This is a genomic window from Roseateles koreensis, assembly GCF_028595305.1.
GTDB classification, from domain to species: domain Bacteria; phylum Pseudomonadota; class Gammaproteobacteria; order Burkholderiales; family Burkholderiaceae_C; genus Paucibacter_A; species Paucibacter_A koreensis.
Genome location: NZ_JAQQXS010000007.1, coordinates 165,616 through 189,539 on the forward strand (window position 1 = coordinate 165,616; position 23,924 = coordinate 189,539).

Genomic DNA, 23,924 nt, shown 5'->3' on the forward strand with positions numbered 1-23,924 from the left:
TTCGGTGGCGGGCTACTTCACCCAAGTATTGAGTTGGATGATGGGCAGCAGCACGGCCAGCACGATCATCAGCACGATGCCGCCCATGCCCACAATCATCAGCGGTTCAAGCAAGGTGGCGGCAGCCATGGCCCGGCGCTGCACTTCAACGCTCAACTGGCGGGCGGCACGGTCCAGCATTTCCGGCAACTGACCGGTTTGCTCACCCAGGCGGGCGAACATGGCCAAGATGCCTGGAAAGCGCTTTTTACCGGCCAATGCGGCCCCGAGCGGCGCGCCTTCGCGCACCTGCACCAGCGCGTCCAGCGCGTCAGCGCGCATGGCATGGTTGGAGAGGGTTTCAGCCGCCGCTTGCAGCGCTTTCAAGATCGGTACGCCCGAGCCCGCCAGCATGGCCAGGGTCCCGGCGAAGCGCGCCGCGTTGTAGCCGCGAGCCAGGCGACCGACCAGCGGCAGCTCCAGCAAGCCCGCATCAAAGCGCAGCCGAAAACGGGCCCGTTTCAAGGCCGCGTTCAGACCCAACCCGCCGGCGACAAGCATCAGCAACATCAACCAGCCCCAGTTGCGCACAAACGCGCTGAGGGCCAGCATGCCCACGGTCAAGGCGGGCAAGGCGCGTTTGGAGTTGGTGAACACGGTGGCGATCTGCGGCACCACGTAGGTGACCAGAAAAATCACGATGAACACCGAGATCAGCGACACGATGGCCGGGTAGGCCATGGCGCCCATCAGCTTGCCTTTGAGGTCTTGGCGCTCTTCCAGGTCGTCAGCCAGCTTTTCGAGCACGACGCCCAGGGCGCCGCTTTGCTCGCCAGCGGCCACCACGCCGCGGTAGACCTCGTCGAATTCTCTCGGTGCGCTGCCGAGCGCGCGGGCGAAGGGAGCGCCAGCGTTCACTTCAGCCTTGAGTTGCGACAGCAACTCGCGCTGTCGGGCATCCTCGCTTTCATCGGCCAAAGCGGATAGCGCCCGCTCTAGGGGCAGGCCCGACCCCACCAAGCCGGCCAGTTGCCGCGTCCAGACCGCCAGCGCCGAGGGGCTGAAAATGCGCCGCGCAAAGCGTTTGCCGCCGGCCTGGCCCTGCTGCTGAACTGGGGTGATGAGCACCGGTACCAGGTTCATGCCGCGCACCTGCGCACGCGCAGCCCGCGGGGTATCGGCTTCGATCAGGCCGCTGCTGCTGCGGCCAGCGGCGTTGATGGCTTCGTATTTGTAGGCAGGCATGGGGATGGAGGGCGGTCAGGGGGGCGCTTGCGATTCAGTCGCGGGTCACCCGCAGCACTTCTTCTTCGGAGGTGATGCCTTGCTCGATCAAGCGTGCGCCGTCCTCGCGCATGGAGCGCAAGCCGGCTCGTTGTGCCGCTTGCACCAACTCGCTTTCGGCGGCCTGGTTGTGGATGAGGGCCCGCACCGTGTCGTCCGCCACCATCAGTTCGTAGACGCCAGTGCGCCCTTTGTAGCCGGTCTTCGAGCAGGCCTCGCAGCCGACGGGGTGATACCTGACGACGCCTTCGCTGCTGGTTTCCGCCCGGCGGCAAACCGGGCATAACTTGCGAACCAGACGTTGTGCCAAAACCCCCAGCAGGCTGGAGCTCAGCAAGAAGGGCTCGATGCCCATGTCGGTCAGTCGAGTGACTGCGCTAGGGGCGTCGTTGGTGTGCAGCGTGGCCAGCACCAAGTGGCCCGTCAGCGAGGCTTGAATGGCAATTTGCGCGGTTTCGTAATCGCGGATTTCGCCAATCATGATCACGTCAGGGTCTTGGCGCAGGATGGCCCGCAAGGCTTTGGCGAAGGTGAGGTCGATCTTGGCGTTGACCTGGGTCTGCCCCACGCCGGCCAGCTCATACTCGATGGGGTCTTCCACCGTCAACACATTGGTGGTGCGGGTGTCCACGGTTTGCAGCGAGGCGTACAGGCTGGTGGTCTTGCCGGAGCCGGTCGGGCCGGTCACGAGCACGATGCCGTGCGGTTGCTGCACCAGATGCTTGAAGGCGGAGAGCACATCGCCGCTCATGCCCAGGCCTTCCAGCGTGAACTTGCTTTCGGTCTTGTCGAGCAGGCGGAGCACGGCGCGTTCACCGTGGGCCGACGGCAGAGTGGAGACGCGCACATCGATGGCGCGCCCGCCGATGCGCAGGCTGATGCGCCCGTCTTGCGGCAGGCGCTTTTCGGCGATGTCCAGCTCGGCCATGATTTTCAAGCGGGAAATCAGGGCGGCGTGCAAGCCGCGATTGGGTTGCACGACCTCGCGCAAGGTGCCGTCCACCCGGAACCGCACGGAGCTTGCGCGTTCGTAGGGCTCGATATGGATGTCGCTGGCGCCGTCTTTCGCGGCCTGGGTCAATAACGCGTTCAGCATGCGGATGATGGGGGCGTCGTTGGCGGCCTCCAGCAAGTCTTCCACAGCGGGCAGGTCTTGCATCATTCGGCTCAGGTCGACAGCGCTTTCAACCTCGCCGATCACGACCGCCGCGCTGGACTCGCTGCCCGCATAGGCGGCGTTGATGCGCTCCGCCAGAGAGGCCGCGGCCTCGCTTTCGAAGCGGTCGACGACGTACAGGCGCTGGACTTCAGCCAGGCTGGATAACTTGACTTCCGGCGGAGCCCACAGCACCAGCGAAGTGCCGTCGTCCTCCAGCAGGACGGCGTGGGCCTTGGCGAAGGCGTAGGGCAAAGGGTGGCGGGTGGCCATGGTTGCGATCAGGGCTGTTGGGGAGGCGTGCCGTCCGATGCGGCCTTGCTCTGCCCACCGGCGGGCGTGGCGGGGCTTGGCGGCAGCACGGGGGCGCCCGTATTGGGCAGGAGAGCGCTGTCAGCGGGTTGCGAGACCTGCTGCAAGGCGCGAATGGACTCGTAACGGTCCATGGTCAGCTGGTCGGCGGTTTGCTGGTTGCGCATGACCACCGGGCGGAGGAACACCAGCAGATTGGTTTTGACGCGTTTGCGGCTCTCGGTTTTGAACAGATTGCCGATCAGGGGAATGCTGCCCAGGCCGGGCACGCGGTCGTCACCGTCGCTGTATTCGTCTTTCAGCAATCCGCCCAGCACCAGAATGGCGCCGTCATCCACCGTGACGGTGGTTTCGATGGCGCTCTTGTCGGTGGTCGGGCCATTGACGCTGCTGGCGGTGCTGGCCACCACGGACGAATTCTCCTGGTAGACCGTCATGCGGATGGTGCCGCTCTCGCCAATCTGGCTGCGAATGCGCAAGGTCAGGCCAACGTCTTTGCGGTCCACCGTCTGGAAGGGGTTGACCGAGCTGCTGCTGGAGCCCGTGCTGGTGTAGGAGCCGGTCACGAAGGGCACGTTCTGGCCGATCACAATCTTGGCCTCTTCGTTGTCCAGGGCCACCAGATTGGGCGTAGAGAGCACATTGGCGCCGGTCTGGCTTTCCAGGAAATTCGCCATGGCACCGAGCGTGAAGTGGCTGCCCACCTTTTTGAACACACCGATGTTGAAGCCGGTAGGCGCCGCGCTGCTCGCCAGCTGGGTGCCCGTGGCGGTGAGGCCGGAGGCGGTGGCGATCGAGCTGGTGATGATGTTGCTGGTGCCGGTGCCGAAGTTTGTGCCCACGCCCGTCAGCACGCTGTCAGTGGTGCTGCCGAACAGGTTTTGCCACTGCACGCCAAACTGGCCGGCCTTGGTGACGTCCACCTTGACGATCATCGACTCCACATAAACCTGGGCGCGCCGCACATCGAGTTGGTCGATCACGCCGCGAATCTGACGGTACATGGGCTCAGGCGCCGTGATCACCAGGGAGTTGGTGGACGGGTCCGCCTGCACAAAGCCGCCCGTCGAAGGGCCTTGGGAGGCCGACACCGGCGTGGTCGATGCGCTGGAGTTGCTGCCGGTGGTGCTGGTGCCGCTTGAATTGGTGGTGGGTGTGGTGCTGCCCAGTGGTGAATTGCCCAGGCCGCTGATGGGGCTGGCGCTGGCATTGCTGCTGGCGCCACCACCACCACTGCTGCTGCCGTTGGTATTGGCGGCAAAGGCGGCCCGCAATACCGTGGCCATTTTTGCGGCGTCGGCGTTTTTCAGATAGACCACATGGATATTGCCGCTGGGGTTGTTGCTGCCGGGCTGGTCCAGCTTGTCGATCATGCTGCGCGCGGCGGCCAGTCGCGCAGGGTTGCTGGCGCGCAGGATCAGCGAATTGCTGCGCGGGTCGGCGAGCACGCTGACGCTGTTGCTGGATTGGCCCGGTACCGTCGAAGTGTTGCTGTTGCCGTCGGTCAGCTTTTGCACCAGCGCGGCGATGTCCGACGCCACGGCGTGCTTGAGTTGCACCACTTCAAGATCGGTGCTGCCCGGCGTGTCCATGGTGGCGATGATCCGGCCCAGGCGCTGCAGATTGTCTGCATAGTCCGTGATCACGAGGCTGTTGTTGCCCGGGTTGGCGTTGATGGTGTTGTTGGGGCTGATCAGGGGCCGCAGCACCGCCACCAGATTGTTAGCGTTTTCGTGGTTGAGCTTGAAGATCTGCGTGATGATTTGATCACCTCGGACCGAGCTGCTGCCCACGGCGACGGCGCCGGCTTGCAGCTTGCCATCTGCTTCCGGCACGACCTTGAGCATCCCCGAGTTCTCGACCACGGTGAATCCCAGGCCGCGCAGCGCCGCCAGGTAGTTGAGGTAGGCATCGCGCACCGACACCGGTTGTTCGCTGTAAACCGTGATCTGGCCCTTGACGCGTGGGTCGATGATGAACTGGCGGTCCAGCATCACGCCGATGGCACGGGTAACGGCCTCGACGTCTGCGTTGACAAAGTTCAGCGTGACCGGCGTACGCGATTTCAGGGCCGGGCTGCTGATACGTGCAGCCGGTGACTTGGCAATGGAGTCGTCATTGACCTGCGCCAGCACGGGGCCGGCGGCAATGGACAGCGCCAACAACGAAAAACCGGCGCGACCCGGAGAACGACTTGACAGACGTTTCATGCTCATCCAATCGAAAAGACGGAACGGTCGCCCTGGCGGCGGCCGATGATATTCAGGAGATTGTTCAGGGCGTCTTCGCGCCCCGGGGCCGCGGTGGCTTCCAACGTGAAGCGCGGTTTGCCCTGGGTGACGCTGCCTTGGCCATTCAAGATCAGCGCGCCGTCCAGCGTACTCAGTTGCAGCAGGCTGGTGTCGACGTGACTGGCCTGTGCCGTCTGTGCGATCACGCTGAGCCGGTAGCTGCCCAAGGGCGCCAAGGTCGACACGCGGGACGACACATTGAGCAGGTCGATATCCAACTGACCGAACTGCTGCATGCGACCTTGCGCCCAACTCAGGCGAAAGTCTTTGGCGGCAAGGCGCATGGAGCCGCCGAGTTGTAGCGTGTTCCAAGGGGCGCCCAAGCCGGCCAGCCAGCCGGCGGGCCAGCGGGCGAGCCACTCAGCGGGCTGGACCACGCTGAGGTCAAAACGGTTCCAGCCGGGGCGCAGCAGGAGTTGCACGGTGCCATTGATGCAGCAGTCCTGCCGTGCGTCGAGGCGCAACCCTGCGCCTTGCAAACCCATCGACCAGCTCAGGCGCCCGGGCAACTGGCTGGCGTCATGGCTGCCTTCGCCGCCACTCAGCACCAGCACGCCGCTGCCGTGCCAGATGCTGCCACGCGAATCAGTGATCAGCAGGTGCTGCCCACTGGCCTTGGCCAGGCTGCGCGCCAGCCAACTCGCCGGGGCAAAGGCGATCAAGGCCATGAAGCCGCCGGTCAGCCCGCCTGCTACGGCCCAACGCAGCACCTTGCTCGAGCTTTTTCGTTGAGCGGTGTCAGTGTTGATGCCTAGCGTTGCTTGCGCTCCGGCGGGCTGCTTGCGCCCTGAGAATGCCCAGGCACTCATGGCGCGTTGGCTCCCAGGCTCAGCACCACGGTGCCGGCGAATCCCTTGGGTCCGCGCTGTAGTTGCGCCTCGACCGGGCGGGCCCGGGCCGCGCTGCGCACTTCGCCCAGCCAGGCTTGCAGGGCCTCGCTGCTCACGCCATTCAGGGTGAGCACCGCACGATCACCGTTCAAGGTGAGGTGGGCACCGCTGCCCAGATGGTCACTGGCCGCTTGCAGCGCCTGGGTGGCGGCTGCCGCAGGCACGGGGGGAGTGGCCCGCAGCGCTTTTGTTTCTTGGGCCAACGCTTGCATTTCCTGCAATTGCAGATCAACCGCTTCAAGCTGGGCCGGGCTTTGCGCCAAGACGTGCAGGGCCGGCTGGACGGCCACCAGCCACAGCAGCAACACGCCCAGGGCGGCGCCTGTGATTTTGAGCAGTCGGCGGTCGCGCGGGCCCAACTGCTGCCAATGGTTTTGCACATTGTGGGCAGCGGCCTGCCAGGGGGAAAGAGGGCGCTCGCTCATGTCTTGTTGGCCTTGTCTTTGCCACTGCTATTGTTGTTGTCGCGGCCATCAACGCGGGCTCCTGCGCCCCCGTCCTTGCTGTTGCGCGGGTCGATGCGGGCGCGGCTGAGTGTCAATTTGCCCTCGCTGGCATCAAGCATCCAGCCTTCGCTGCGCAGCCGGCTCCGAAATTCTTGGATTTGCGCCTCGCTCCAGCCTACGGCAGACAGCACTAGGCGCCCAGGTTCGAAACTGAGACTGTCCATCGGGCCGCGGTCGGCGGGCCAGGCGGTGGCGGCAGCGGAGAGCAGTGACTCAAGGTCGTGCGCGCCCGGGCGGCCAGCCATGGCGCGCAGGCCATCGGTCTCACGGCGCATTTGAGTCGGCGCGTCGTAGACCGCGCGAACCCGGGGATAGCTTTCCAGCAGCGTCTTGCCGAGCGCCGCCTGGCGGGTCTGCAGTTGTTGGCGTTGCTGCCAGGCCAACAGGTTGAGCCCCAACAATTGCACAAGCACCAGCCCGGCCAAGCCCCAGCGAACGGCCTGCCATTCACGTTGCATGAAGCTTCGATAGAACTGGCGCAGGGTGCGGGTGCCGCGTGTGCGTTGTGCCAACTCGAACTGGCGCAGGTTCCAGGGGCTGTCGATCACCCGCAAAGCGCGCTGGGCGGGGCTCAGCAGGGTGACGGCGGCACCCAGCCAAGCTTCGGCTGCGGCTGCGGCTTCGGGTGTGGCGCTCCAGAGGGTGTCTTGATCCGTTGCCGCAGGCAGCAGTTGCCGAGCCAGCCCGCCGTTCAAAGGCAAGGTGCTCACGCCGTCGGGGTGGCTCCAGCGCAGGGCCAGTGCGGGGGTGTCCAAGCCCGTGGTGTAAAAATGCCCGCGCGGTGACTCCGGCCACGACAGGGGGGTCACCCGGTCCACGAAAACATGAGCCGCTTCGAGTGTGCTCAGGTGTTGTTGCAGCCAATTGCGCTCGCACAGGGCCACCCAGGCCAGGTCTGCGCCTTGCGCGCCGGGCTCAAGGGCGAAGTGAAGGTGCTCGGGGTCGTCCAGCAGACTCTCTTCAAGCATGCCCGCCAAAGCGGCACGCATTTGCCGGCCCGCTTTGGGCAATTGCACCCGTTGCCACGCCACGTCGGAGTCGGCGGGGATCACGATCACTGTGTCGGCATGTGGCAATTGGCTGGCGCTTTGTGTGCCTTGGCTGAGGATGTGCTGGCCGTCTCCGGTGAGCAAAAAATCGTAGTCGCTGTTCAGTGCTGTGGCGGGCGTATGCCCCAGTCCTTCGGTGGATTGCACGGCACGGCCCTGCGCTCGCAAGCGACTGCGGGGAGGAAGAAAAACAAGCAGAGTACTCATGGGCGCAAGTTGGCGTCACTGGACCGGACACGCAGAAGTGCTTGAATCGGCCACAAAGGCTGGCGCATTCTAGGAGGGGAAAATTGCTGAATTGCGAGGGTCGTACCCGATTCACACATTATTTGAATTGAGTTCAGCGCTCCCCGGGGCGCGTTCATGGTTTGTCGGCGCGTCCGTCGAGTACCCGATTGACCCGTTCACGGTCGATGATCAACACGTCCAAGTCGCGCCTCTGGACGAGCGAGCGTTCTTCCATGACGCGTTCATCCAGGCGCATGCGGCCCCTGACGATAAAGTAGGCGCTGACCGAGTTGACCCGTTCGGCGCTGAGTACCGCTGAGCTGGGCAGGTAGTTCTTGGCCTCTTGGGGCGATTTCAAAGGGGTGGATTGACGGGCTTGTACCAGCCGCTGGGCCGAGGCCAGATCGACGCCGTCCAGCACGCCGGCAATCACTTCACGCGGCGCCGTGTTGAGGTTGACCGGCGTGGCTGTTGGCAGCAGGGTGACGAAGGGCCGCAAACGGTTCAGGGTGTCTTCACTCAGGCCAAACCAGGCCAATTGGTCCAAATTTTGGGGTTGCAGCGGCACATCGCTGCTTGTCGACGTGGTGGTTTCTGTGTTGCCTGAACTGCCTGCGGCCACCTTGACCGGAAAGGCACTTCGCAACTTGGCGATGATCAGGGCTGCGGTACCCGGGGGCGCTTGCGCGCTCTCGCAGAGGCGTTCCAGCGTGCGTTGTTCGAGCGGCGCCACCTGTGCGCCGCCTGTCAGGTTGCGCAGGTTGTACTGCGCCTGGGCATCGGTGATGCTGCCTGACAGGTAGGCTTCCGGCCCCGTGTTGGTGTCGTTGCCGTCCAGGGCCAGGAAGGTGGAGATGCGGCCTTCGGCCACCGGCACCGCCCATACCTCGTTGAGGTTGTCGGTTGGCGTGGTCCGGTTGCCCACGGCATCTTCACGCAAGATCAGGCGAGCCCAGTCCAAGGCGCCGCGCAACATCAGGGCCGACTGCGCGCGGGCGCGCTCGGCACTTTCGATCTGAACGGCACGGTACTGGCGCCACACCATGGCCGCGGCCAAGCTGGCCACCAAGGTGACGATGATCATCGCGGTGAGCAGCGCGGCCCCGCTTTGATGCGGACGCCTGGCCACCGGCGGTTTGAATGGCGGAGGTGTCATGGCTTACATCCCCAGGGTGATCTGGCGGGTCAAGGGGCCCGCAAAACCACTGGCCGGCGCGAATTGCAAGACCACGCGCACCCCCGTGGGCAAGGCCGTGCGCTGTTTGTTGTCACTGTTGCTGCCAGCGCTCTCCTGCAGGTTGTCGCTGGACTGCGCATTGCTCCAACTGTTGCCCCGGTAGTAGTAGAGCTGCCACCCGGCCACGCCCGGCAAGGCCAATAATTGGCTGGCATCTTGATTGACTTGGAGTTGGCTGCGTTGGTAGCTTTCTTCCAGGGCGGCGAGGGTCTGAACCGTGGGCCCCTCCCATCGGTACAGACTGCCGCTTCGAACGGTCCAGGCCACCACTTGCAAACCGCCGGGCTGATGGCGGGTCAGGCGCAAGCTGGCACCGTCAAAACTGAGCGCATCCACCCCGTTGGACGCTTGCACCGAGTGCATGTCTTGTTCCCACTGCGCCATCACCGTCAGCAGGCGCATGCTCTGCTCAAGGTGGGTTTGTGCAATGTCCCGGCTTTTCACCAGGGCATCAAGACCTTGCCAGGAGACCATCGCCATGATGGCCATCACCAGCAGCGCCACCAGCACCTCAACCAAGGTGAAGCCGGCTTCTTGGCTTGGGGCCCGCCGCTGACGGATGTTTTCAGCCATGTCAGTAACGCCCCAGGATGGCGCTGAGCTGCAGTTGATGGCCGCTCACGGGATCACTGACCACGGCATCAACCCGCCGAAGATTGGCGTTAGGCGTGGCACGCACGGTCAAGCGTCCGATGTAGCTGCGCCCCAGTTGGTCGCAACTGAAGTCGGTGTCGCCGATGCCGGGGAATTGTTTGCTGAGACGCAACTCGGTCAGTTGGTTTTCAGCGCACCACTGTGCGGAGCTGATGGCCCTCAGTCTTTCAGCGTTATCGGTCAAGGCGCCCGCTGCTTTGATGCCAGCACCAAGAGCGATGGCCACAATGACCAAGGCAACCAGCACTTCGATCAAGGTGAAGCCGCGAGCGCTCTGCAAGCTGCGTGGTGTGGGCCAGGGCCTATTGCTGCGCACTGCTGCTGGTGATTTCAAAGGGCGACAGACCATCGGTGGCCAAGGTGATTTGTTGCGAGCCCAAATGCAGGCGCACTTGTTGGGCGCCGATCATGGGCTCTGGGCCTAGACGCACGCTGGCGCCGTTGGCAATTTCAACGCTAAGGGGTTGGCCCAGCCAACGGTGCGGCAACTCCACGCGGCCCGGCAGACCGATGAAGCGGAATTGCTCATCGTTGTCGCTGCCGTTGTTATTGCTGGCTTGAACAGGCGCCCACTGAACCATCACGCCCGCGGTGCGGCTTTCAACCCGTGCAGTTTCGAACAAGGCAACGAGGCGCTCACCTTCCCGCTCGAGTTGATTGGCAGCGGGGTCGCGCAAGGCGAGGCTGACCGTGGCGGTGGCAATCGCAATGAGGGCCACCACGACCAGCAATTCGATCAAGGTGAAGCCGCGATTCAGGTGGCCTGGGTCAGGCAATGCGCTGGCCCGGGAGCTGCATGCCCAAACCGAGCGGGCGGCGGGGCTTGTCAGCGTTTTCAGCGCTGTCGGTGTTATTGCCACGACCCAATGTCTGCATCGTTGCCTTCGCCGCCAGCGCGGCCATCGGCGCCGTAGCTGTAGACATCAATTTCCCCTTTGATACCAGGGTTGGCGTACTGATAGGGGCGGCCCCAGGGGTCGTTGGGGAGCTTGTCGATATACGACTTCCAGTTGGGCGGCGGGGTGCCAACGGTGGGCTTTTGGACCAGCGCCTCCAGGCCTTGCTCGGCACTGGGATAGCGTTGGTTGTCAAGTTTGTAAAGTTTCAGCGCCTGCATCAGCATATTGACGTCAGTGCGTGCGGCGGTTACTCGGGCGTCGTCAGCCCGGTTGAGCACATTGGGGACCACCAACGCGGCCAGCACGCCGATGATGACAAGCACCACCAGCAACTCAATCAGGGTGAAGCCACGTTGCCGCCGCAGGGCGGGCGGTGCAGGTAGTGCAGGGACGGCGACAGAGTGTTCTAGTGTGGACATGGCAACGAGTGCGTGCGTGATGACGAAGATGTGACGACCATGGAAGCCGACTCAAGAATGGGCTGGAGGCGGTGAAGTTGGATAGCTTAGGGCACAACCCATGACACAACGCCAGTGCGGGCCAACAAGGGCCGACGAGGGCGCTACGCTTGAATCATAATCCGCCCATGCTTGCACGAATAATGGCTTTTGGGGTGTGGGGCTTGTTGGCCTGCAGTGGTGGCTATTGGCTGATCCAATTGTTGGCCAAGCCATTGCCGACGCCGGTTCAGGCTGTGGCTGTGGGTGAGCAGGGCGGGCCGGTGGCTGATTTGACACGCCTGTTGGGCGCGCCTGAGGCTGCGGCCGTTGACGTTGCACCGGCGATTGACAGCCGGTTCAAATTATTGGGCGTGGTCGCTCCCAAAAATGAACAGCAAAGCCGCGCGGGTGAAGGTGTGGCGCTGATTGCGGTGGATGGCGTGGCACGCACGGTGCGCATTGGCGCCGTGCTGGATGGTGATATCCGCCTGATTGCGGTGGACAAGCATTCGGCCAAACTGGGCGCGGCAGGGGTGGTGAGCATTCAGTTGCAGATGGCGGCGCCCGTCTCGGCGGCAACGGGTGCTTTGCCACCCGCCCAGGCCTCGCTGACCAATTTGGGTGGCGCGCCCTTGCCGGTTGGCGCGGTCGCTGGCGCACCAATTCCCGGGGCGCCTGGCACGGTTGCACAGATGGTGGGGACGTTGCCGCCGACGCGGGTTCCGGTGCCTGGACGTTTCCCTAAAATGCCGGGACAGCCGCAACAAGCGCAAACGGCCGATCCCTCGGGCCTAGTGAGCCCCTCAAACGGCGACCCGTTGGTGCCGCCACTGGACGCCACGGGCAATCCCATTCGCTGACTTTTTAGAGGTTCAGCGGATTGTCGAGGGCTTGGTGAAGGGTCGGCAACGAACTGCTGTTCAAGAAATCGGGCGACCCCGGCCCTTCGTGCAGGTCCGCCAGCAAGGCTGCAGCACTGCGGATCATGGGCCAGGCGAGGGCTGCGCCGGTACCGTCGGCGCTGTCCATGCCCAACTCGAGCAGCGCCGATGCGTGGAATTGCGCCAGGGCTTCGTCCAGGCCCCGGTGGGCGTGGCTGCGACAAAAAACCGCATAGTCGGTCACCGGTGAAGCAATTCGTGCGGCGAGTTTGAGGGCGGCGCACGCGGTGATGCCGTCCACAATGATCAGGCTGCGTTTGGACGCGGCGACCAGCATGGCACCCACCATTACCGCCATTTCATAGCCACCAAAGGCCGCCAAGACTTCCATGGGGTCTTGAACGTCCCGGTGTCTGGTTTGTGCGGCACTCAGCACCGATAGCAGGTGCGTCAGGTCCTCCTGGCGCATGTCCGGGCCTGACACCACGAAATCACGCACCGGGCAGTCGGTCAACCGGGACAGCACCAAGGCCGCGCTTTCTGCGGAGCCCTGGCCCATGCCCGCGCACACCAGCGCGTTGCCCGCCAGCTTGTCAGCGATTTCCATGCCGACGCGCACGCCAGCATGGGCTTGTTCGAGGCTCATGGCGGGGCCGACCCGGCAGTTGCGGGTGCCATGGGCGATCTTGCGAGACAGCAGGCGAGGGTGCGGTGTCAAATTTTCGGCGACACCACAGTCGATGACGCTCAGCTGCAGCCCTTGGAGTCTTGCAAAGGCCGCCAGGGGTAGCCGGCCTTGCAAGGCCATTTGCGCCTGTTCACGGGTGCTGCGGCCCCATTGGTGGCCGATACCGTCGACGACCAACCCGTGATCCGCTGCGAACAGGGCCAGCAGCGGATCGCGGAATTTCGGCGTCAGGCTGTTTTGCACCAGCCCCAGGCGCACGGCCAGGGGCTCTAATTCCCCCAGTCCCCCGGCAATCGCGGCATGCCGTTCGACGCGCTCGCGCAAGGCCTTTTCCAGGTCTGGATTGGCGGTGGGCGAAATCAAGGACTGTTGGACGGGCATGGCGGACAGGCAATCATCGAACGGCGAAGCAAGGCGTGCGGGCGCACGAAGAACTCATCGCAGGAAGAAACGGTAAACCGGATTGTTGCTCTCGTCCTCAAACGGGTAGTTGAGCGTGCCGAGGAATTGTTTCAAGGCGGCATTGTCACTCTTGGGCACTTGCAATCCAACCAAAATACGGCCGTAGTCTGCGCCTTGGTTGCGGTAGTGGAACAGGCTGATGTTCCAGTCCGGGTGCATGCTGGAGAGGAATCGCATCAAAGCGCCGGGGCGCTCGGGGAAGATGAAGCGGTAGAGGCGTTCGTCCTGGGCCAACTCGCTGCGTCCGCCCACCATGTGGCGGACATGCTGCTTGGCGAGTTCGTTGTCGGTCAGGTCGGTGGCGGCGAAGCCGGCCTTGGTGAACGCCTTCAGAAGCTTTTGCGACTCTTCGCGATTTTGAGTGGCAATGCCCACGAAGATGTGGGCTTGGGCGGAGTCTGAGATGCGGTAATTGAACTCGGTCACACTGCGCGGGCCCAGCAATTCACACAGGCGCTTGAAGCTGCCCTGCTGCTCTGGGATGGTCACGGCGAACAGCGCCTCCCGGTGCTCGCCGACTTCGGCCCGCTCGGCGACAAAGCGCAGGCGGTCGAAATTCATGTTTGCGCCGCAGGTGATGGCGATGAAGGTCTTGCCCTTGCAACCTTGCGCCGCGACGTACTGCTTCACCGCAGCAACGCCCAGGGCGCCAGCCGGCTCCAGGATGCTGCGGGTGTCCTGAAACACATCCTTGATGGCAGCGCAGACGGCGTCGGTGTCCACGCGGATGTAGTCGTCTACCAGCGCGCGGGTGATGCGAAAGGTTTCCTCTCCCACCAATTTGACCGCCGTGCCGTCCGAAAACAGGCCAACGTCTGCCAACTGCACGCGCTTGCCGGCCTTGACCGAGCGGATCATGGCGTCTGAATCGTGGGTCTGCACGCCGATGATTTTGATCTCGGGCCGCACCGCCTTGATGTAGGCGGCCACACCAGAAATCAAACCCCCGCCGCCGATGGCCACGAAGATGGCGTCGATCGGCCCTTGATGTTGGCGCAACAGCTCCATGGCAATGGTGCCTTGGCCTGCGATCACGTCGGGATCGTCAAATGGGTGGACGAAGGTCAGGCTCTGCGCATTTTCAAGCTCCAGGGCATGGCCATAGGCGTCGGTGTAGCTGTCGCCGAACAATACGACCTCGCCGCCCAAGGCCTGGACGGCGTCGATCTTGAGTTTGGGCGTCGTAACAGGCATCACGATAACCGCGCGGCACCCCAGCTTTTTGGCGGACAAGGCCACGCCCTGCGCATGATTGCCGGCGGAAGCGCAAATGACGCCTTTGGCCAACTGCTCAGCAGTCAGATGCGCCATCTTGTTGTAAGCGCCACGCAGCTTGAAGCTGAAGACGGGTTGCTCGTCCTCACGTTTGAGCCAAATCTTGTTGCCCAGGCGCTTGGACAGGCTTTTGGCTGGCGTCAGCGAGGTTTCCTTCGCGACGTCGTAGACCCGCGCGTTCAGAATTCGTTGCAAGTAGCTGTTGCTGTTGGGAATCAAGGAGGGCATGCCGGCGGCGGCTTCGCTCTTGCCTTTGCTTTTTGTAGGGGTCGGGGTCTTGCGCGCGCGGGCGGGGGTGGCCATGAAGTCTCCGTTGCAATCTATTGCAGCGCAGCATGATAAGGCAGGCGTCCGGGTCGCTGCTCAGCACCTCACCGGGCGTCAAAGCAAAAAAAACCCGAGCCTCTTGCGGGGCTCGGGCTGAATCCACCATGGAGGCGGTGGAGGAGACAAACGGTGCGCTGGAAGTTTGAGCGGGCTTGAAATCCCTCAAGAATCGGGGTTCAGCATCAAAGTTCTGAGCGCTTGGCTAGAATTTTAAGCGCAAGCAATGCTGCGCTGCAATAATTTTGCGTGACTTTTGTCGGGTCTCCAGTCTAGAACTAGGGGGTAGACCGGCGAGGCGCGTCCACAACGGAGAATTTTATGGAATGCACGGTCGATTGGATGGGCGCTGGCGGTATGGCGTTTGCGGCGGAAACCGGAAGCGGGCATCTGGTGACCATGGACGGCGCTCCCGAAGCTGGCGGCCGCAACTTGGCCCCCCGCCCCATGGAACTGCTGTTGGCCGGGACAGGGGGGTGCACGGCGTTTGATGTCGTGCTGATCCTCAAGCGCGGACGGCACGACGTGCGTGGGTGCCAAGTCAAACTCAAGGCCGACCGTGCCGACACCGAGCCCAAGGTGTTCACCGCCATTCATATGCACTTTGTGGTGACGGGCAAAGGGCTCAAGCAGGAGGTGGTGGAGCGTGCCGTCGCCATGTCGCACGAAAAATACTGCTCGGCCAGCATCATGCTGGGCAAGACGGCGGCGATTACCACGTCAGTGGAGTTGGTGGAAGGCTGAGCGCTCCGCGCCCGCAGGGTGTCGCCCTGCGCATGGTGCGCGATGCGCAGGGAAGCCGCTCCGCTCAGATGTAGTGGGCTGTCTGGGTCATGACGCCTGCGGCGAATTTCATGGCGGCCTTGATGGGCTGCGGTACGAGCCGTGCGCCCGCTGCCATCGCTTCATCAGCATGACGGGCTTCTTCTTCTTTCATTTGGGCGACGATGGCTCGTGAGGCGTGGTCCTCCTCGGGCAGACGGTCCATGTGGCTGGCGAGGTGCTGTTCGACTTGCCGTTCGGTTTCGACCACAAAGCCCAGGCTGTAGGCGTCGCCAGCCAATCCGGCCAGGCAGCCCATCCCGAAGGCGCCCGCATACCAGAGCGGGCACAGCAGGCTGACACGCCCTCCCAACTCATCCAGGCGTTGCTGGGTCCAAGCCAGGTGATCTTTTTCTTCGATGGCGGCGTGAGCGAAATGTGCGCGGAGTGCTGGGTTGCGCGTCATCAAAGCCTGTGACTGGTACAGCGCCTGCGCACAGACCTCGCCCACATGGTTGACACGCATCAATGCACTGGACAGTGCCACTTGCTTGGCGCTCGGCGGTGGCGCAACCTGCGATTCAGCCGCCCGGGGCATGGCGCGGGCGGCACCCGATTTGCCGAACACCGTGTGCAGTCCTTGCTGCACGCTTGAGAGCAGGCGGTCGAGCGGAGGGGGCGGCGGGAAGGGGGGCATAGAGGAAAGGTGTTGCTGCGGGGGGTAAAGGGCGTTATCTGCCTGCGATCCAGTCAGAAGTTTACGTGGCCCCCGAAATGGCTGCACCAAAAATGGCTGCACCTAAATGGAAAGTACTCTTAGTAATGTGTCTGATTTGTGATAGCTAACATTCGTTGTGCGATCACAACGTAAACCCTATATTTCAACCTGCGCAAGCCGGTGTAAGGCCATTCGTCTGGTGAAATAGGGCAACTTCCACTGAGGGGGTTGGTCCGGTGGGCTTGCTGTCGAGCTCTGCAGATCGGGACCTCGTTGAATTCTTAGGAGTAATCGAATGAAGAAATCTCTCGTTGCATTGGCCGTTCTCGGCTCTTTCGCTGGTGTTGCTGCCGCTCAATCGTCGGTGACCCTGTTTGGCGTGGTTGACGTTGCTGCTCGCTACACCTCGGCCAACGACCAACACGTGTACAGCCTGGCTTCGGGTGGCAACACCACCAGTCGTTTCGGCGTGCGTGGCGTTGAAGACCTGGGTGGCGGCCTGAAGGCTGGTTTCTGGCTGGAAAGCGGCATCAACGTCGACACTGGCACCACTGACTCTGCCTTCTGGGCACGTCGCTCCACCGTCAGCCTGATGGGCAACTTCGGTGAAGTGCGCCTGGGTCGCTTCAAGTCTGCTGCTCAGCTGCAGATCGAAGACTTCGACCCCGTGGCCACCACCGGTCTGGGTTCGGTTGAAAACCTGTACTCGGCTCTGGGTTCGGGCGTGAACTACAAGCGTTTCGACAACCAAGCTACGTACATCCTGCCCGAGAACCTCGGCGGTTTCTACGGCTCGGCTGAAGTGGCTGCTGGCGAAGGCACCAACGCCATGAACAAGATGGTCGGTGGCCGTCTGGGTTTCAAGGCTGACGCGTTCAACGTGAGCGGTTCTTACTTTGAAGCTGGCGTGTCGACCAAGTTCAAGCTGACGACCGTGGGCGGTTCTTACGACTTCGGCATGGTCAAGCCTGCCTTCATCTACTCGACGACCGAATTCGGTTCGTTGAAGCAAGAACTGTGGACCGTGTCCGCTACGGCACCTCTGGGCGCTGGCTCGCTGTGGGCTTCGTACACCGATGCCAAGAACAAGAGCTCCGTGGCACTCAAGGGCTTGGGTGATTCTTACCAAGTCGCTGCTGGCTACGTGTACAACCTGTCCAAGCGCACTGCGCTGTACACCACCGTGTCCTACATCGACAACGGCGCTGGCGCTACGTTCAACCTGAACGGCAACACCCCCGCTGTGGTGGCCGATGGCCGTTCCGGTGGTGTTGACGTTGGCGTGCGTCACAGCTTCTAAATCAAGAATCGGGCTTCGGTCTGATGCTTCAAAAGCCGCCTTCGGGCGGCTTTTTTTCGTTCTGAAATTGGTGGCAGTCACCCATGAGACAGGGTTATTGCTTGTTGGCGGTGTGCAACGCTATTGCCCCTAAATAAAGCGACACGTCCAGAATCAGCCATTGAGACGAATTTCAAACAGGAGACATCGATATGAAGAAAGCTACCCTGATCTTGAGCCTGCTGGCTGCCAGCACTTCCGCCGCTTGGGCCCAGTCCAGCGTGACCATGTACGGCATTGTCGATGTTGGCGTGCGCTACCTGAGCAATTCGGGCACGGTTCCCGGCACGGGCGCGCTGTGGCAGGTCGTCCCTGGCGGCATGTCGCAGAGCCGTCTGGGTTTCAACATTACCGAAGACCTGGGGGGCGGTTTGAAGGCCATCGCCAATTTGGAGCACCGTTTGAATTCGGACACTGGTACGGTGGCGGCCGCTGACTTCTGGCGTCAATCCTGGGTGGGCCTGCAGTCGGCGGACTTCGGCCGTATTACCGTCGGCCGTCAGTACAACGTCTTGTTCGACATCTACACCTCGACCTACGCATCGTTCAAATATTCGCCTTACATCGAGGCATACAAGCCTGAAATCGGCTTGTCTATGGGCGCTCGCCAAGACAATATGGTCAAGTACATGGGCGAAATGGGCGGCTTGCGTGGTGAGTTGCAAGTCAGCGCCGGCGAAGGCACGGGTCCTAACAAGTCCATGGGCGGTCTGCTGCGTTATCAGATGGGTGACTTCGCACTGGGCGGCGCCTATTTGGAGGTGACTGAAGTCAATGGCAAGAAGGCAACCGGTGGCACTTTCGGTGGCGCCTGGAGCAGCGGCCCCTGGTACGTCAATGCCTCTTGGGCCACCAATAAATTTGATGCAGGTGGCATTTTGGGCGGCGCCTATACGGCCGGCCTGATTGGCTCTGGCGTGCTCAATGCCGCTGCCAATGATGTGAAGCAGCGCGATATGTACGCCGCAGGCCTGACTTATCAACTGACCACACAATTGAATCTGGGTGGGCATTACTGGCATGCTGACCAGACGCACTATGTGGTGGGCCCCGCCACCAGCAAGGCCGACTATTTTGCGGCTGTGGCTGACTTTGCATTTTCCAAGCGTACCGATGCCTATGCTGAAGTGGACTACACCACATTCAGCGATGGCTACGTGAAGCTGGCCAACAGCGCGACGCACCGCTACGGCGCGACGGTGGGCTTGCGCCATCGTTTCTGATCCCCACGCCACTGCGTGTGTGACAAAAAGGGCCGCGATGCGGCCCTTTTTCCTTTGCGTGATGCTTGTGCTTGGGAGTCTGTTCAAATCCCGTGCATGAAGTTGTTGAAATTCGTGAGTTCAGGGCGCGCACGCCATTTCGTATGGGCGAGTTCTGGGGCTTTGCTTCGGGTGCTGGTGGCGCTTGGCTTGGTCGGTGTGCAGGCTGCATGCATGACACCAACGCGGGCGCCGGCGCCGGGGCGGGAGACGGCTCCGGCGAAGCATTTAGGTGTGGAAACCGCGCTGGCCGACTGGTCGGCCAGAGAGCTACCGGGTAAGCCGGCCACCCACTATTCGGTGATCGAGCGAAGTGGGCGTCCCTGCGTGTTGGCGCAGGCGAACGAGTCAGCCAGCCTGTGGCGGCGGGGCATGGCTTTGGATGCCCATCAAATTGCCCGGCTGCAGTTTGATTGGTGGATTGGCGGCTTTGCACCCCAAGCCAGTGTGCTTGAGGCTGAAACCGATGATGCGCCTGCGCGCATCTTGTTGGGGTTTTCGGGGGATGAGTCGCAGTTGTCTTTTCGCAATCGCATGCAATTCGAGTTGGCGCGCACCTTGACCGGCGAGTCGCCACCCTACGCCTTGCTCATGTATGTGTGGGATGCCAATGCCGCGGTGGACACCTTGACCATCAGTTCGCGCAGTGACCGCATCCGCAAGATTGTTGTGGGCACGGGCCCTCGCCAGGCGGCCAACAAGGGATGGGTTCGTCTGGAGCGCGATCCCGTTGCGGACTTCACGCGTGCGTTTGGCGAGGCGCCTGGCCGCTTGATCAGCATGGCATTGATGACGGACGCCGACAATACGCACAGCCAGGCTGACGCGTGTTATGGCAACATCCTGCTCTTGGACCCTGAGGGGCGGATCTTGCCTGGCAGCTTGCGCTTGTAGCCCTGTTGGCCACCGCCCGGTGCTGCGTGAGCCCGCTTGGCTTGTAGAGGTCGCCTGTGTCAGTTGAGTCTGAATGCTAGTTTTCATCCTTCGCCGATTGGCCCAGGCCGTTGGTGTCATGCTCTCGGTGAGTTTCATTGCCTTCATGCTGTTTCAGTATGTGGGGGATCCGGTGACCAACCTCCTGGGGCAGGATGCGACCCAGGCGCAGCGCGTGGCGCTTCGGCATGATCTTGGCTTGGACGCGCCATTTCCTGCGCAATTTGCGCGCTTTATCGGGCGTGCGCTGCAGGGTGAATTTGGTTTGAGCTTGCGTCAGGGGCGTCCAGTGGCTGAGCTCATCGGTGAACGTCTGCCGGCCACGGTTGAATTGGCGGGCGGGGCGGCACTCTTGGCACTTGGGGTAGGCGTGCCCCTAGGGGTGGTTGCGGCGCTGCGGCGGGGCAAACCGAGCGCACAATTTTTGATGATGTTTTCTCTCCTGGGCGTCTCGTTGCCGACTTTTTTGATCGGGATTTTGTTGATTCTGGTGTTCTCGGTCTGGCTGAAATGGCTGCCCAGTTTTGGCCGAGGGGAGTTGGTTCATTTCGGTGTGTGGAGCACGGGCTTGTTGACCCGTGATGGTTGGCGGCATCTGCTGTTGCCGGCAGTCACTTTGTCCGTCTTTCAGTTGGCCTTGATCATGCGCCTGGTACGGGCGGAGATGCTGGAGGTTTTGCGCACCGATTACATCAAGTTTGCCCGCGCGCGTGGTTTGAGCATGCGCAGCATCTATTTTGGCCATGCCTTGAAAAACACGTTGGTGCCCGTGATCACGATCACCGGGCTGCAACTGGGCTCGCTGATTGCGTTCTCCATCATCACGGAAACCGTCTTTCAGTGGCCGGGCTTGGGCTTGCTGTTCATTCAGGCGGTGCAGTTCGCGGACATCCCGGTCATGGCGGCCTATCTGTGCCTGATTTCCTTCATGTTTGTCTGTATCAATCTGGCGGTTGATCTGCTGTATTTCATGGTCGATCCGCGCTTGCGCGTGGACGGCCGGGGCGCTTGACGATGCGTACAGTTCTCGAAACCACAAGGCGCCATCCCGTGCGCACGCTCATGCGTTTTTTCGACGGTGACGTCTGGCATTCGTTCACGTCATCGCCGGTGGCGATGGGGGCGGCGATTGTTGCCATGCTCTGCATTTTCTGCGCGGTTTTTGCGGGCTTTGTGGCGCCGCACAATCCGTTTGACCTTGCCACCCTGGACTTGATGGATTCTCGCCTGCCGCCCTTTTGGATGGAGGGTGGGCGCCACAACTATTGGCTAGGCACTGACGACCAGGGGCGTGATCTACTGTCGGCCCTGGTGTATGGCGCACGAATTTCGCTGTTGGTAGGCTCGGCGTCAGTGATGGTGTCGATGTTGATCGGCGTCAGCCTGGGCTTGGTCGCGGGTTTTGTGGGCGGTACCTTGGACGCATTCATCATGCGGATCTGCGACGTGATGTTGTCTTTTCCGTCCATCCTCGTCGCCCTTTTGATCGATGGCATCGGGCGCACGATTTTTCCGCAAGCCCATGATGCGTTGGCTTTTGGCGTTTTGATCCTGGCGATCTCGCTGACGGGGTGGGTTCAGTACGCGCGCACGGTTCGTGGGTCGACCTTGGTGGAGCGCAGCAAAGAGTATGTTCAGGCCGCGCGGGTGATAGGCGTGTCACCGCTTCGCATCATGCGTCGGCACGTGTTGCCCAATGTGATGGGGCCGGTCATGGTGCTTGCAACGATTCAAGTTGCTTCCGCCATCATCACCGAAGCGACGCTGTCTTTCTTGGGCGTGGGCGTGCCGCCCACCAGCCCCTCCTTGGGGACGCTGATCCGAGGCGGCAATGATTTTCTGTTTTCAGGCGAATGGTGGATCGTTGTTTGGCCTGGCGCCATGCTGGTGCTCATCGCTTTGAGCATCAACCTCCTGGGCGACTGGCTGCGTGATGCGCTCAACCCGCGCCTGCGCTGAATAGCCATGAATACGCCTTTGCTGGAAGTTCGTCATTTGCGGGTTGAGTTCCCGGGCCGTCATGGTGCCTTGCTGGCGCTGGACGACATTAGTTTCGAGATTGCGCCTGGGGAAATCATGGGCGTGGTGGGTGAATCCGGTGCGGGCAAGTCGCTCACGGGCGCGGCCATCATCGGTCTCCTGGATCCGCCTGGCCGTATTGCAGGCGGAGAAATCTTGTTGCAGGGGCAGCGGATTGACAATTTGTCGCCAGCACAAATGCGCCATATTCGCGGGCGTCGGATTGGTGCAATTTTTCAGGACCCGCTCACGTCGTTGAACCCGCTGTATACGGTAGGCCGGCAGTTGGTCGAAACCATCACCACCCACCTGGATTTGAGCCCGGCACAGGCCCGTCGCCGTGCGATTGAGTTGCTCGGCCAAACGGGCATTCCGGCGCCTGAAGCCCGGCTGGACCACTACCCCCATCAGTTCTCGGGCGGCATGCGCCAGCGAGTGGTGATCGCACTGGCTCTGGCCGGTGAGCCCCAACTGATCGTGGCGGATGAGCCGACCACAGCTCTGGATGTGTCCACCCAGGCTCAAATCATTGTCTTGCTCAAACGGCTTTGCAAAGATCATGGCGCGGCCGTGATGCTGGTGACGCACGATATGGGCGTGGTGGCTGAAACCTGTGACCGCGTGGCGGTGCTGTACGCTGGCCGCATGGTCGAGGTGGGGCCTGTGCAGGAGCTCATCCATCGGCCGGTTCATCCCTATACCGTCGGGTTGATGGGCGCCATTCCGGCCATGGATCAAGACCGCGAACGGCTGCTGCAGATCGACGGGGCAATGCCGCGCTTGAATGCCATTCCTGCCGGCTGTGCGTTTCACCCGCGTTGCCCGCAAGCCATTGCGCTGTGCCGCAACGAACGACCTGAAATGCGTTTGCAGGGGCGCACGGCTGCGGCGTGTTGGCTGACGGCCAATCCTGCGGAGGCACTGCCATGAGTTCGCCTTTGCACTCCAGGGTGACGCTTGAAAATCCAGCGCTTGAACTCAAGCCTTCAGAGGCCCGGCAGCCGTTGGTCGAGGTGCGTGATCTCGTGAAGACCTTTGATGTTTCGCTGCCTTGGTTGAATCGCGTGATCGAGCGAAAGGCCCGCGAACAGGTGCATGCGGTTGACGGCGTGAGTTTTGCGATTGAGCAAGGCAAAACCTTTGCGCTGGTGGGTGAATCTGGCTGTGGAAAAAGCACTGTGGCGCGCCTGCTGGTGGGCCTATATACGCCCACCAGCGGCACGGTCAGCGTGGGCGGGGCTGACTTGTTTGAGACCTTGGCATCGCCTCAGGCGCAGACGCTGCGCCGCCGTATGCAAATGATTTTTCAGGACCCCTATGCCTCGCTCAATCCACGGTGGACGGTCCAGGAGTTGGTGGCCGAACCCCTGCGCGAGCACGGCCTGATACGCGGCGCGAATGAACTCCGCGCCCGCGTGGGTGAATTGCTCCGGTCGGTCGGTTTGTCGGAGGCAGACGCCGGCAAGTTTGCCCACCAGTTCTCAGGCGGGCAGAGGCAGCGGATTTGCATCGCGCGGGCATTGGCGGCGGAGCCGGAGTTGTTGGTTTGCGATGAGCCCACCTCGGCACTGGATGTGTCCGTTCAGGCGCAGGTGCTCAATCTCATGAAAGACCTGCAGCGTCAGCGCGGGCTGAGCTATTTGTTCATCTCGCACAACTTGGCGGTGGTTCGTCATGTGGCCGACCAGATCGGGGTGATGTACCTGGGGCGCTTGGTTGAAGTGGCGGACAAACGCGATCTTTTCAGCCGCCCACAACACCCGTACACGCGCATGTTGTTGGACGCCATCCCAGACATCCACAAGGCCGGCCGTGCGCGCGCCCCTGTGTTGGGCGAGGTGCCCAACCCGCTGCACCCGCCGACCGGCTGCGGCTTTCACCCCCGCTGCCCCCATGCCCAGCCACGCTGCAGCGCTGAGCGCCCGGCTATGACCCGTTTGAACGGCGTTCAAGTGGCTTGCCACGCGGTGCAAGAGGGGCGTCTTGTGCCCGATACGGTGCCAACGCGCTGACCTGTAAGTTGCTAAGTTTGGCCGTGAGCTGAATGGGGCGCTGCCCCGTTGCAAGTCAGGGGCGTGATGGCGCTGATGCAGCAGCCGGCACCGCTGCAGTTGCTGGCGCGGCAATCACCATAGCCAGAGGGGTTTTAGGCGGCGTCAACGGGCCCTTTTGACCGCAAGCTGCCAGCAGGCTCAGTGCGAGCGAGGCGGCCAGCAATGCCCCTGACCGTGCAGGAGCTCGCGGTGAGAGGTCTACACTGTGCTGAGTTGAAATTTTGTCCATCTTGGAAGTTTAGGATATGACCACCCCCCCACTCCCGTCTTCATCCGCGCACG

24 protein-coding genes are annotated in these 23,924 nt (G+C 62.3%); 9 read left to right on the forward strand and 15 right to left on the reverse strand.

What is annotated here, in order from left to right:
• Nucleotides 1-12 precede the first annotated feature (12 nt).
• The 11 genes from gspF to gspG form a co-directional block, all read right to left on the reverse strand.
• Nucleotides 13-1,224, reverse strand: coding sequence for a type II secretion system inner membrane protein GspF (gene gspF, locus PRZ01_RS09640; RefSeq protein ID WP_273596566.1), 1,212 nt, complete (start codon nt 1,222-1,224; stop codon nt 13-15).
• 34 nt (nt 1,225-1,258) lie between these two features.
• The gene (gene gspE / locus PRZ01_RS09645) at nt 1,259-2,692 is read right to left on the reverse strand and encodes a type II secretion system ATPase GspE (protein WP_273596567.1); all 1,434 of its coding nucleotides are present in this window, start codon (nt 2,690-2,692) and stop codon (nt 1,259-1,261) included.
• Nucleotides 2,693-2,700: 8 nt separating this feature from the next.
• Complete coding sequence (gene gspD / locus PRZ01_RS09650; protein WP_273596568.1) at nt 2,701-4,941, reverse strand: type II secretion system secretin GspD; 2,241 nt, start codon at nt 4,939-4,941, stop codon at nt 2,701-2,703.
• 2 nt (nt 4,942-4,943) lie between these two features.
• Nucleotides 4,944-5,831, reverse strand: coding sequence for a type II secretion system protein N (locus PRZ01_RS09655; protein ID WP_273596569.1), 888 nt, complete (start codon nt 5,829-5,831; stop codon nt 4,944-4,946).
• Nucleotides 5,828-6,337, reverse strand: a complete 510-nt coding sequence (gene gspM / locus PRZ01_RS09660; RefSeq protein WP_273596570.1) for a type II secretion system protein GspM — start codon at nt 6,335-6,337, stop codon at nt 5,828-5,830. The genes PRZ01_RS09655 and gspM overlap by 4 nt, the downstream gene beginning before the upstream one ends.
• Complete coding sequence (gene gspL, locus PRZ01_RS09665) at nt 6,334-7,674, reverse strand: type II secretion system protein GspL (RefSeq protein WP_273596571.1); 1,341 nt, start codon at nt 7,672-7,674, stop codon at nt 6,334-6,336. The genes gspM and gspL overlap by 4 nt, the downstream gene beginning before the upstream one ends.
• Nucleotides 7,675-7,828: 154 nt before the next feature.
• Entirely contained in the window at nt 7,829-8,851 is a 1,023-nt protein-coding gene (gene gspK / locus PRZ01_RS09670; RefSeq protein ID WP_273596572.1) for a type II secretion system minor pseudopilin GspK, read from the reverse strand.
• 3 nt (nt 8,852-8,854) lie between these two features.
• A complete protein-coding gene (locus PRZ01_RS09675) occupies nt 8,855-9,505 on the reverse strand; it encodes a prepilin-type N-terminal cleavage/methylation domain-containing protein (protein ID WP_273596573.1) in 651 nt (216 codons plus the stop codon).
• 1 nt (nt 9,506) lies between these two features.
• A complete protein-coding gene (gene gspI, locus PRZ01_RS09680) occupies nt 9,507-9,866 on the reverse strand; it encodes a type II secretion system minor pseudopilin GspI (protein WP_273596574.1) in 360 nt (119 codons plus the stop codon).
• Between the two features lie 22 nt (nt 9,867-9,888).
• Nucleotides 9,889-10,362 (reverse strand): pilus assembly FimT family protein, encoded by a 474-nt coding sequence (locus PRZ01_RS09685; protein WP_273596575.1) that lies wholly within the window; start codon nt 10,360-10,362, stop codon nt 9,889-9,891.
• A gap of 74 nt (nt 10,363-10,436) precedes the next feature.
• A complete protein-coding gene (gene gspG, locus PRZ01_RS09690; RefSeq protein ID WP_273596576.1) occupies nt 10,437-10,904 on the reverse strand; it encodes a type II secretion system major pseudopilin GspG in 468 nt (155 codons plus the stop codon).
• A 167-nt stretch (nt 10,905-11,071) separates the two neighbouring features.
• On the opposite strand from gspG, the gene PRZ01_RS09695 reads away from it, so the two are divergent.
• Complete coding sequence (locus PRZ01_RS09695; RefSeq protein ID WP_273596577.1) at nt 11,072-11,785, forward strand: hypothetical protein; 714 nt, start codon at nt 11,072-11,074, stop codon at nt 11,783-11,785.
• Between the two features lie 4 nt (nt 11,786-11,789).
• On the opposite strand, the gene PRZ01_RS09700 is transcribed toward PRZ01_RS09695, so the two are convergent.
• Nucleotides 11,790-12,875, reverse strand: coding sequence for a nicotinate-nucleotide--dimethylbenzimidazole phosphoribosyltransferase (locus PRZ01_RS09700; RefSeq protein ID WP_273596578.1), 1,086 nt, complete (start codon nt 12,873-12,875; stop codon nt 11,790-11,792).
• A gap of 54 nt (nt 12,876-12,929) precedes the next feature.
• Entirely contained in the window at nt 12,930-14,459 is a 1,530-nt protein-coding gene (gene ilvA / locus PRZ01_RS09705; RefSeq protein WP_409993832.1) for a threonine ammonia-lyase, biosynthetic, read from the reverse strand.
• A 417-nt stretch (nt 14,460-14,876) separates the two neighbouring features.
• On the opposite strand from ilvA, the gene PRZ01_RS09710 reads away from it, so the two are divergent.
• On the forward strand, nt 14,877-15,299 hold the full coding sequence (locus PRZ01_RS09710; RefSeq protein WP_273596580.1) for an OsmC family protein: 423 nt from the start codon (nt 14,877-14,879) through the stop codon (nt 15,297-15,299).
• 64 nt (nt 15,300-15,363) lie between these two features.
• Here PRZ01_RS09710 and coq7 read toward each other — a convergent pair whose 3' ends face one another.
• Nucleotides 15,364-16,014, reverse strand: a complete 651-nt coding sequence (gene coq7, locus PRZ01_RS09715) for a 2-polyprenyl-3-methyl-6-methoxy-1,4-benzoquinone monooxygenase (protein ID WP_273596581.1) — start codon at nt 16,012-16,014, stop codon at nt 15,364-15,366.
• Nucleotides 16,015-16,330: 316 nt separating this feature from the next.
• On the opposite strand from coq7, the gene PRZ01_RS09720 reads away from it, so the two are divergent.
• From PRZ01_RS09720 to PRZ01_RS09750, 7 genes are all read left to right on the forward strand, one after another.
• On the forward strand, nt 16,331-17,335 hold the full coding sequence (locus PRZ01_RS09720) for a porin (RefSeq protein ID WP_273596582.1): 1,005 nt from the start codon (nt 16,331-16,333) through the stop codon (nt 17,333-17,335).
• A gap of 191 nt (nt 17,336-17,526) precedes the next feature.
• Nucleotides 17,527-18,597 (forward strand): porin, encoded by a 1,071-nt coding sequence (locus PRZ01_RS09725; RefSeq protein WP_273596583.1) that lies wholly within the window; start codon nt 17,527-17,529, stop codon nt 18,595-18,597.
• Between the two features lie 96 nt (nt 18,598-18,693).
• Entirely contained in the window at nt 18,694-19,530 is an 837-nt protein-coding gene (locus tag PRZ01_RS09730) for a DUF3047 domain-containing protein (protein WP_273596584.1), read from the forward strand.
• Nucleotides 19,531-19,603: 73 nt separating this feature from the next.
• Nucleotides 19,604-20,581 carry an ABC transporter permease gene (locus PRZ01_RS09735; protein ID WP_273596585.1) on the forward strand — a complete coding sequence of 326 codons (978 nt, stop codon included), beginning with the start codon at nt 19,604-19,606 and terminating at the stop codon, nt 20,579-20,581.
• A gap of 50 nt (nt 20,582-20,631) precedes the next feature.
• Nucleotides 20,632-21,528 (forward strand): ABC transporter permease, encoded by an 897-nt coding sequence (locus tag PRZ01_RS09740; protein ID WP_273596586.1) that lies wholly within the window; start codon nt 20,632-20,634, stop codon nt 21,526-21,528.
• 6 nt (nt 21,529-21,534) lie between these two features.
• On the forward strand, nt 21,535-22,518 hold the full coding sequence (locus PRZ01_RS09745; protein ID WP_273596587.1) for an ABC transporter ATP-binding protein: 984 nt from the start codon (nt 21,535-21,537) through the stop codon (nt 22,516-22,518).
• Nucleotides 22,515-23,600 carry an ABC transporter ATP-binding protein gene (locus PRZ01_RS09750; protein WP_273596588.1) on the forward strand — a complete coding sequence of 362 codons (1,086 nt, stop codon included), beginning with the start codon at nt 22,515-22,517 and terminating at the stop codon, nt 23,598-23,600. Before PRZ01_RS09745 ends, PRZ01_RS09750 begins: the two co-directional genes overlap by 4 nt.
• Nucleotides 23,601-23,655: 55 nt before the next feature.
• Here the strand turns inward: PRZ01_RS09750 and lptM are convergent, their stop codons facing one another.
• Entirely contained in the window at nt 23,656-23,871 is a 216-nt protein-coding gene (lptM, locus tag PRZ01_RS19300; protein ID WP_409993825.1) for an LPS translocon maturation chaperone LptM, read from the reverse strand.
• Between the last annotated feature and the right edge of the window lie 53 nt (nt 23,872-23,924).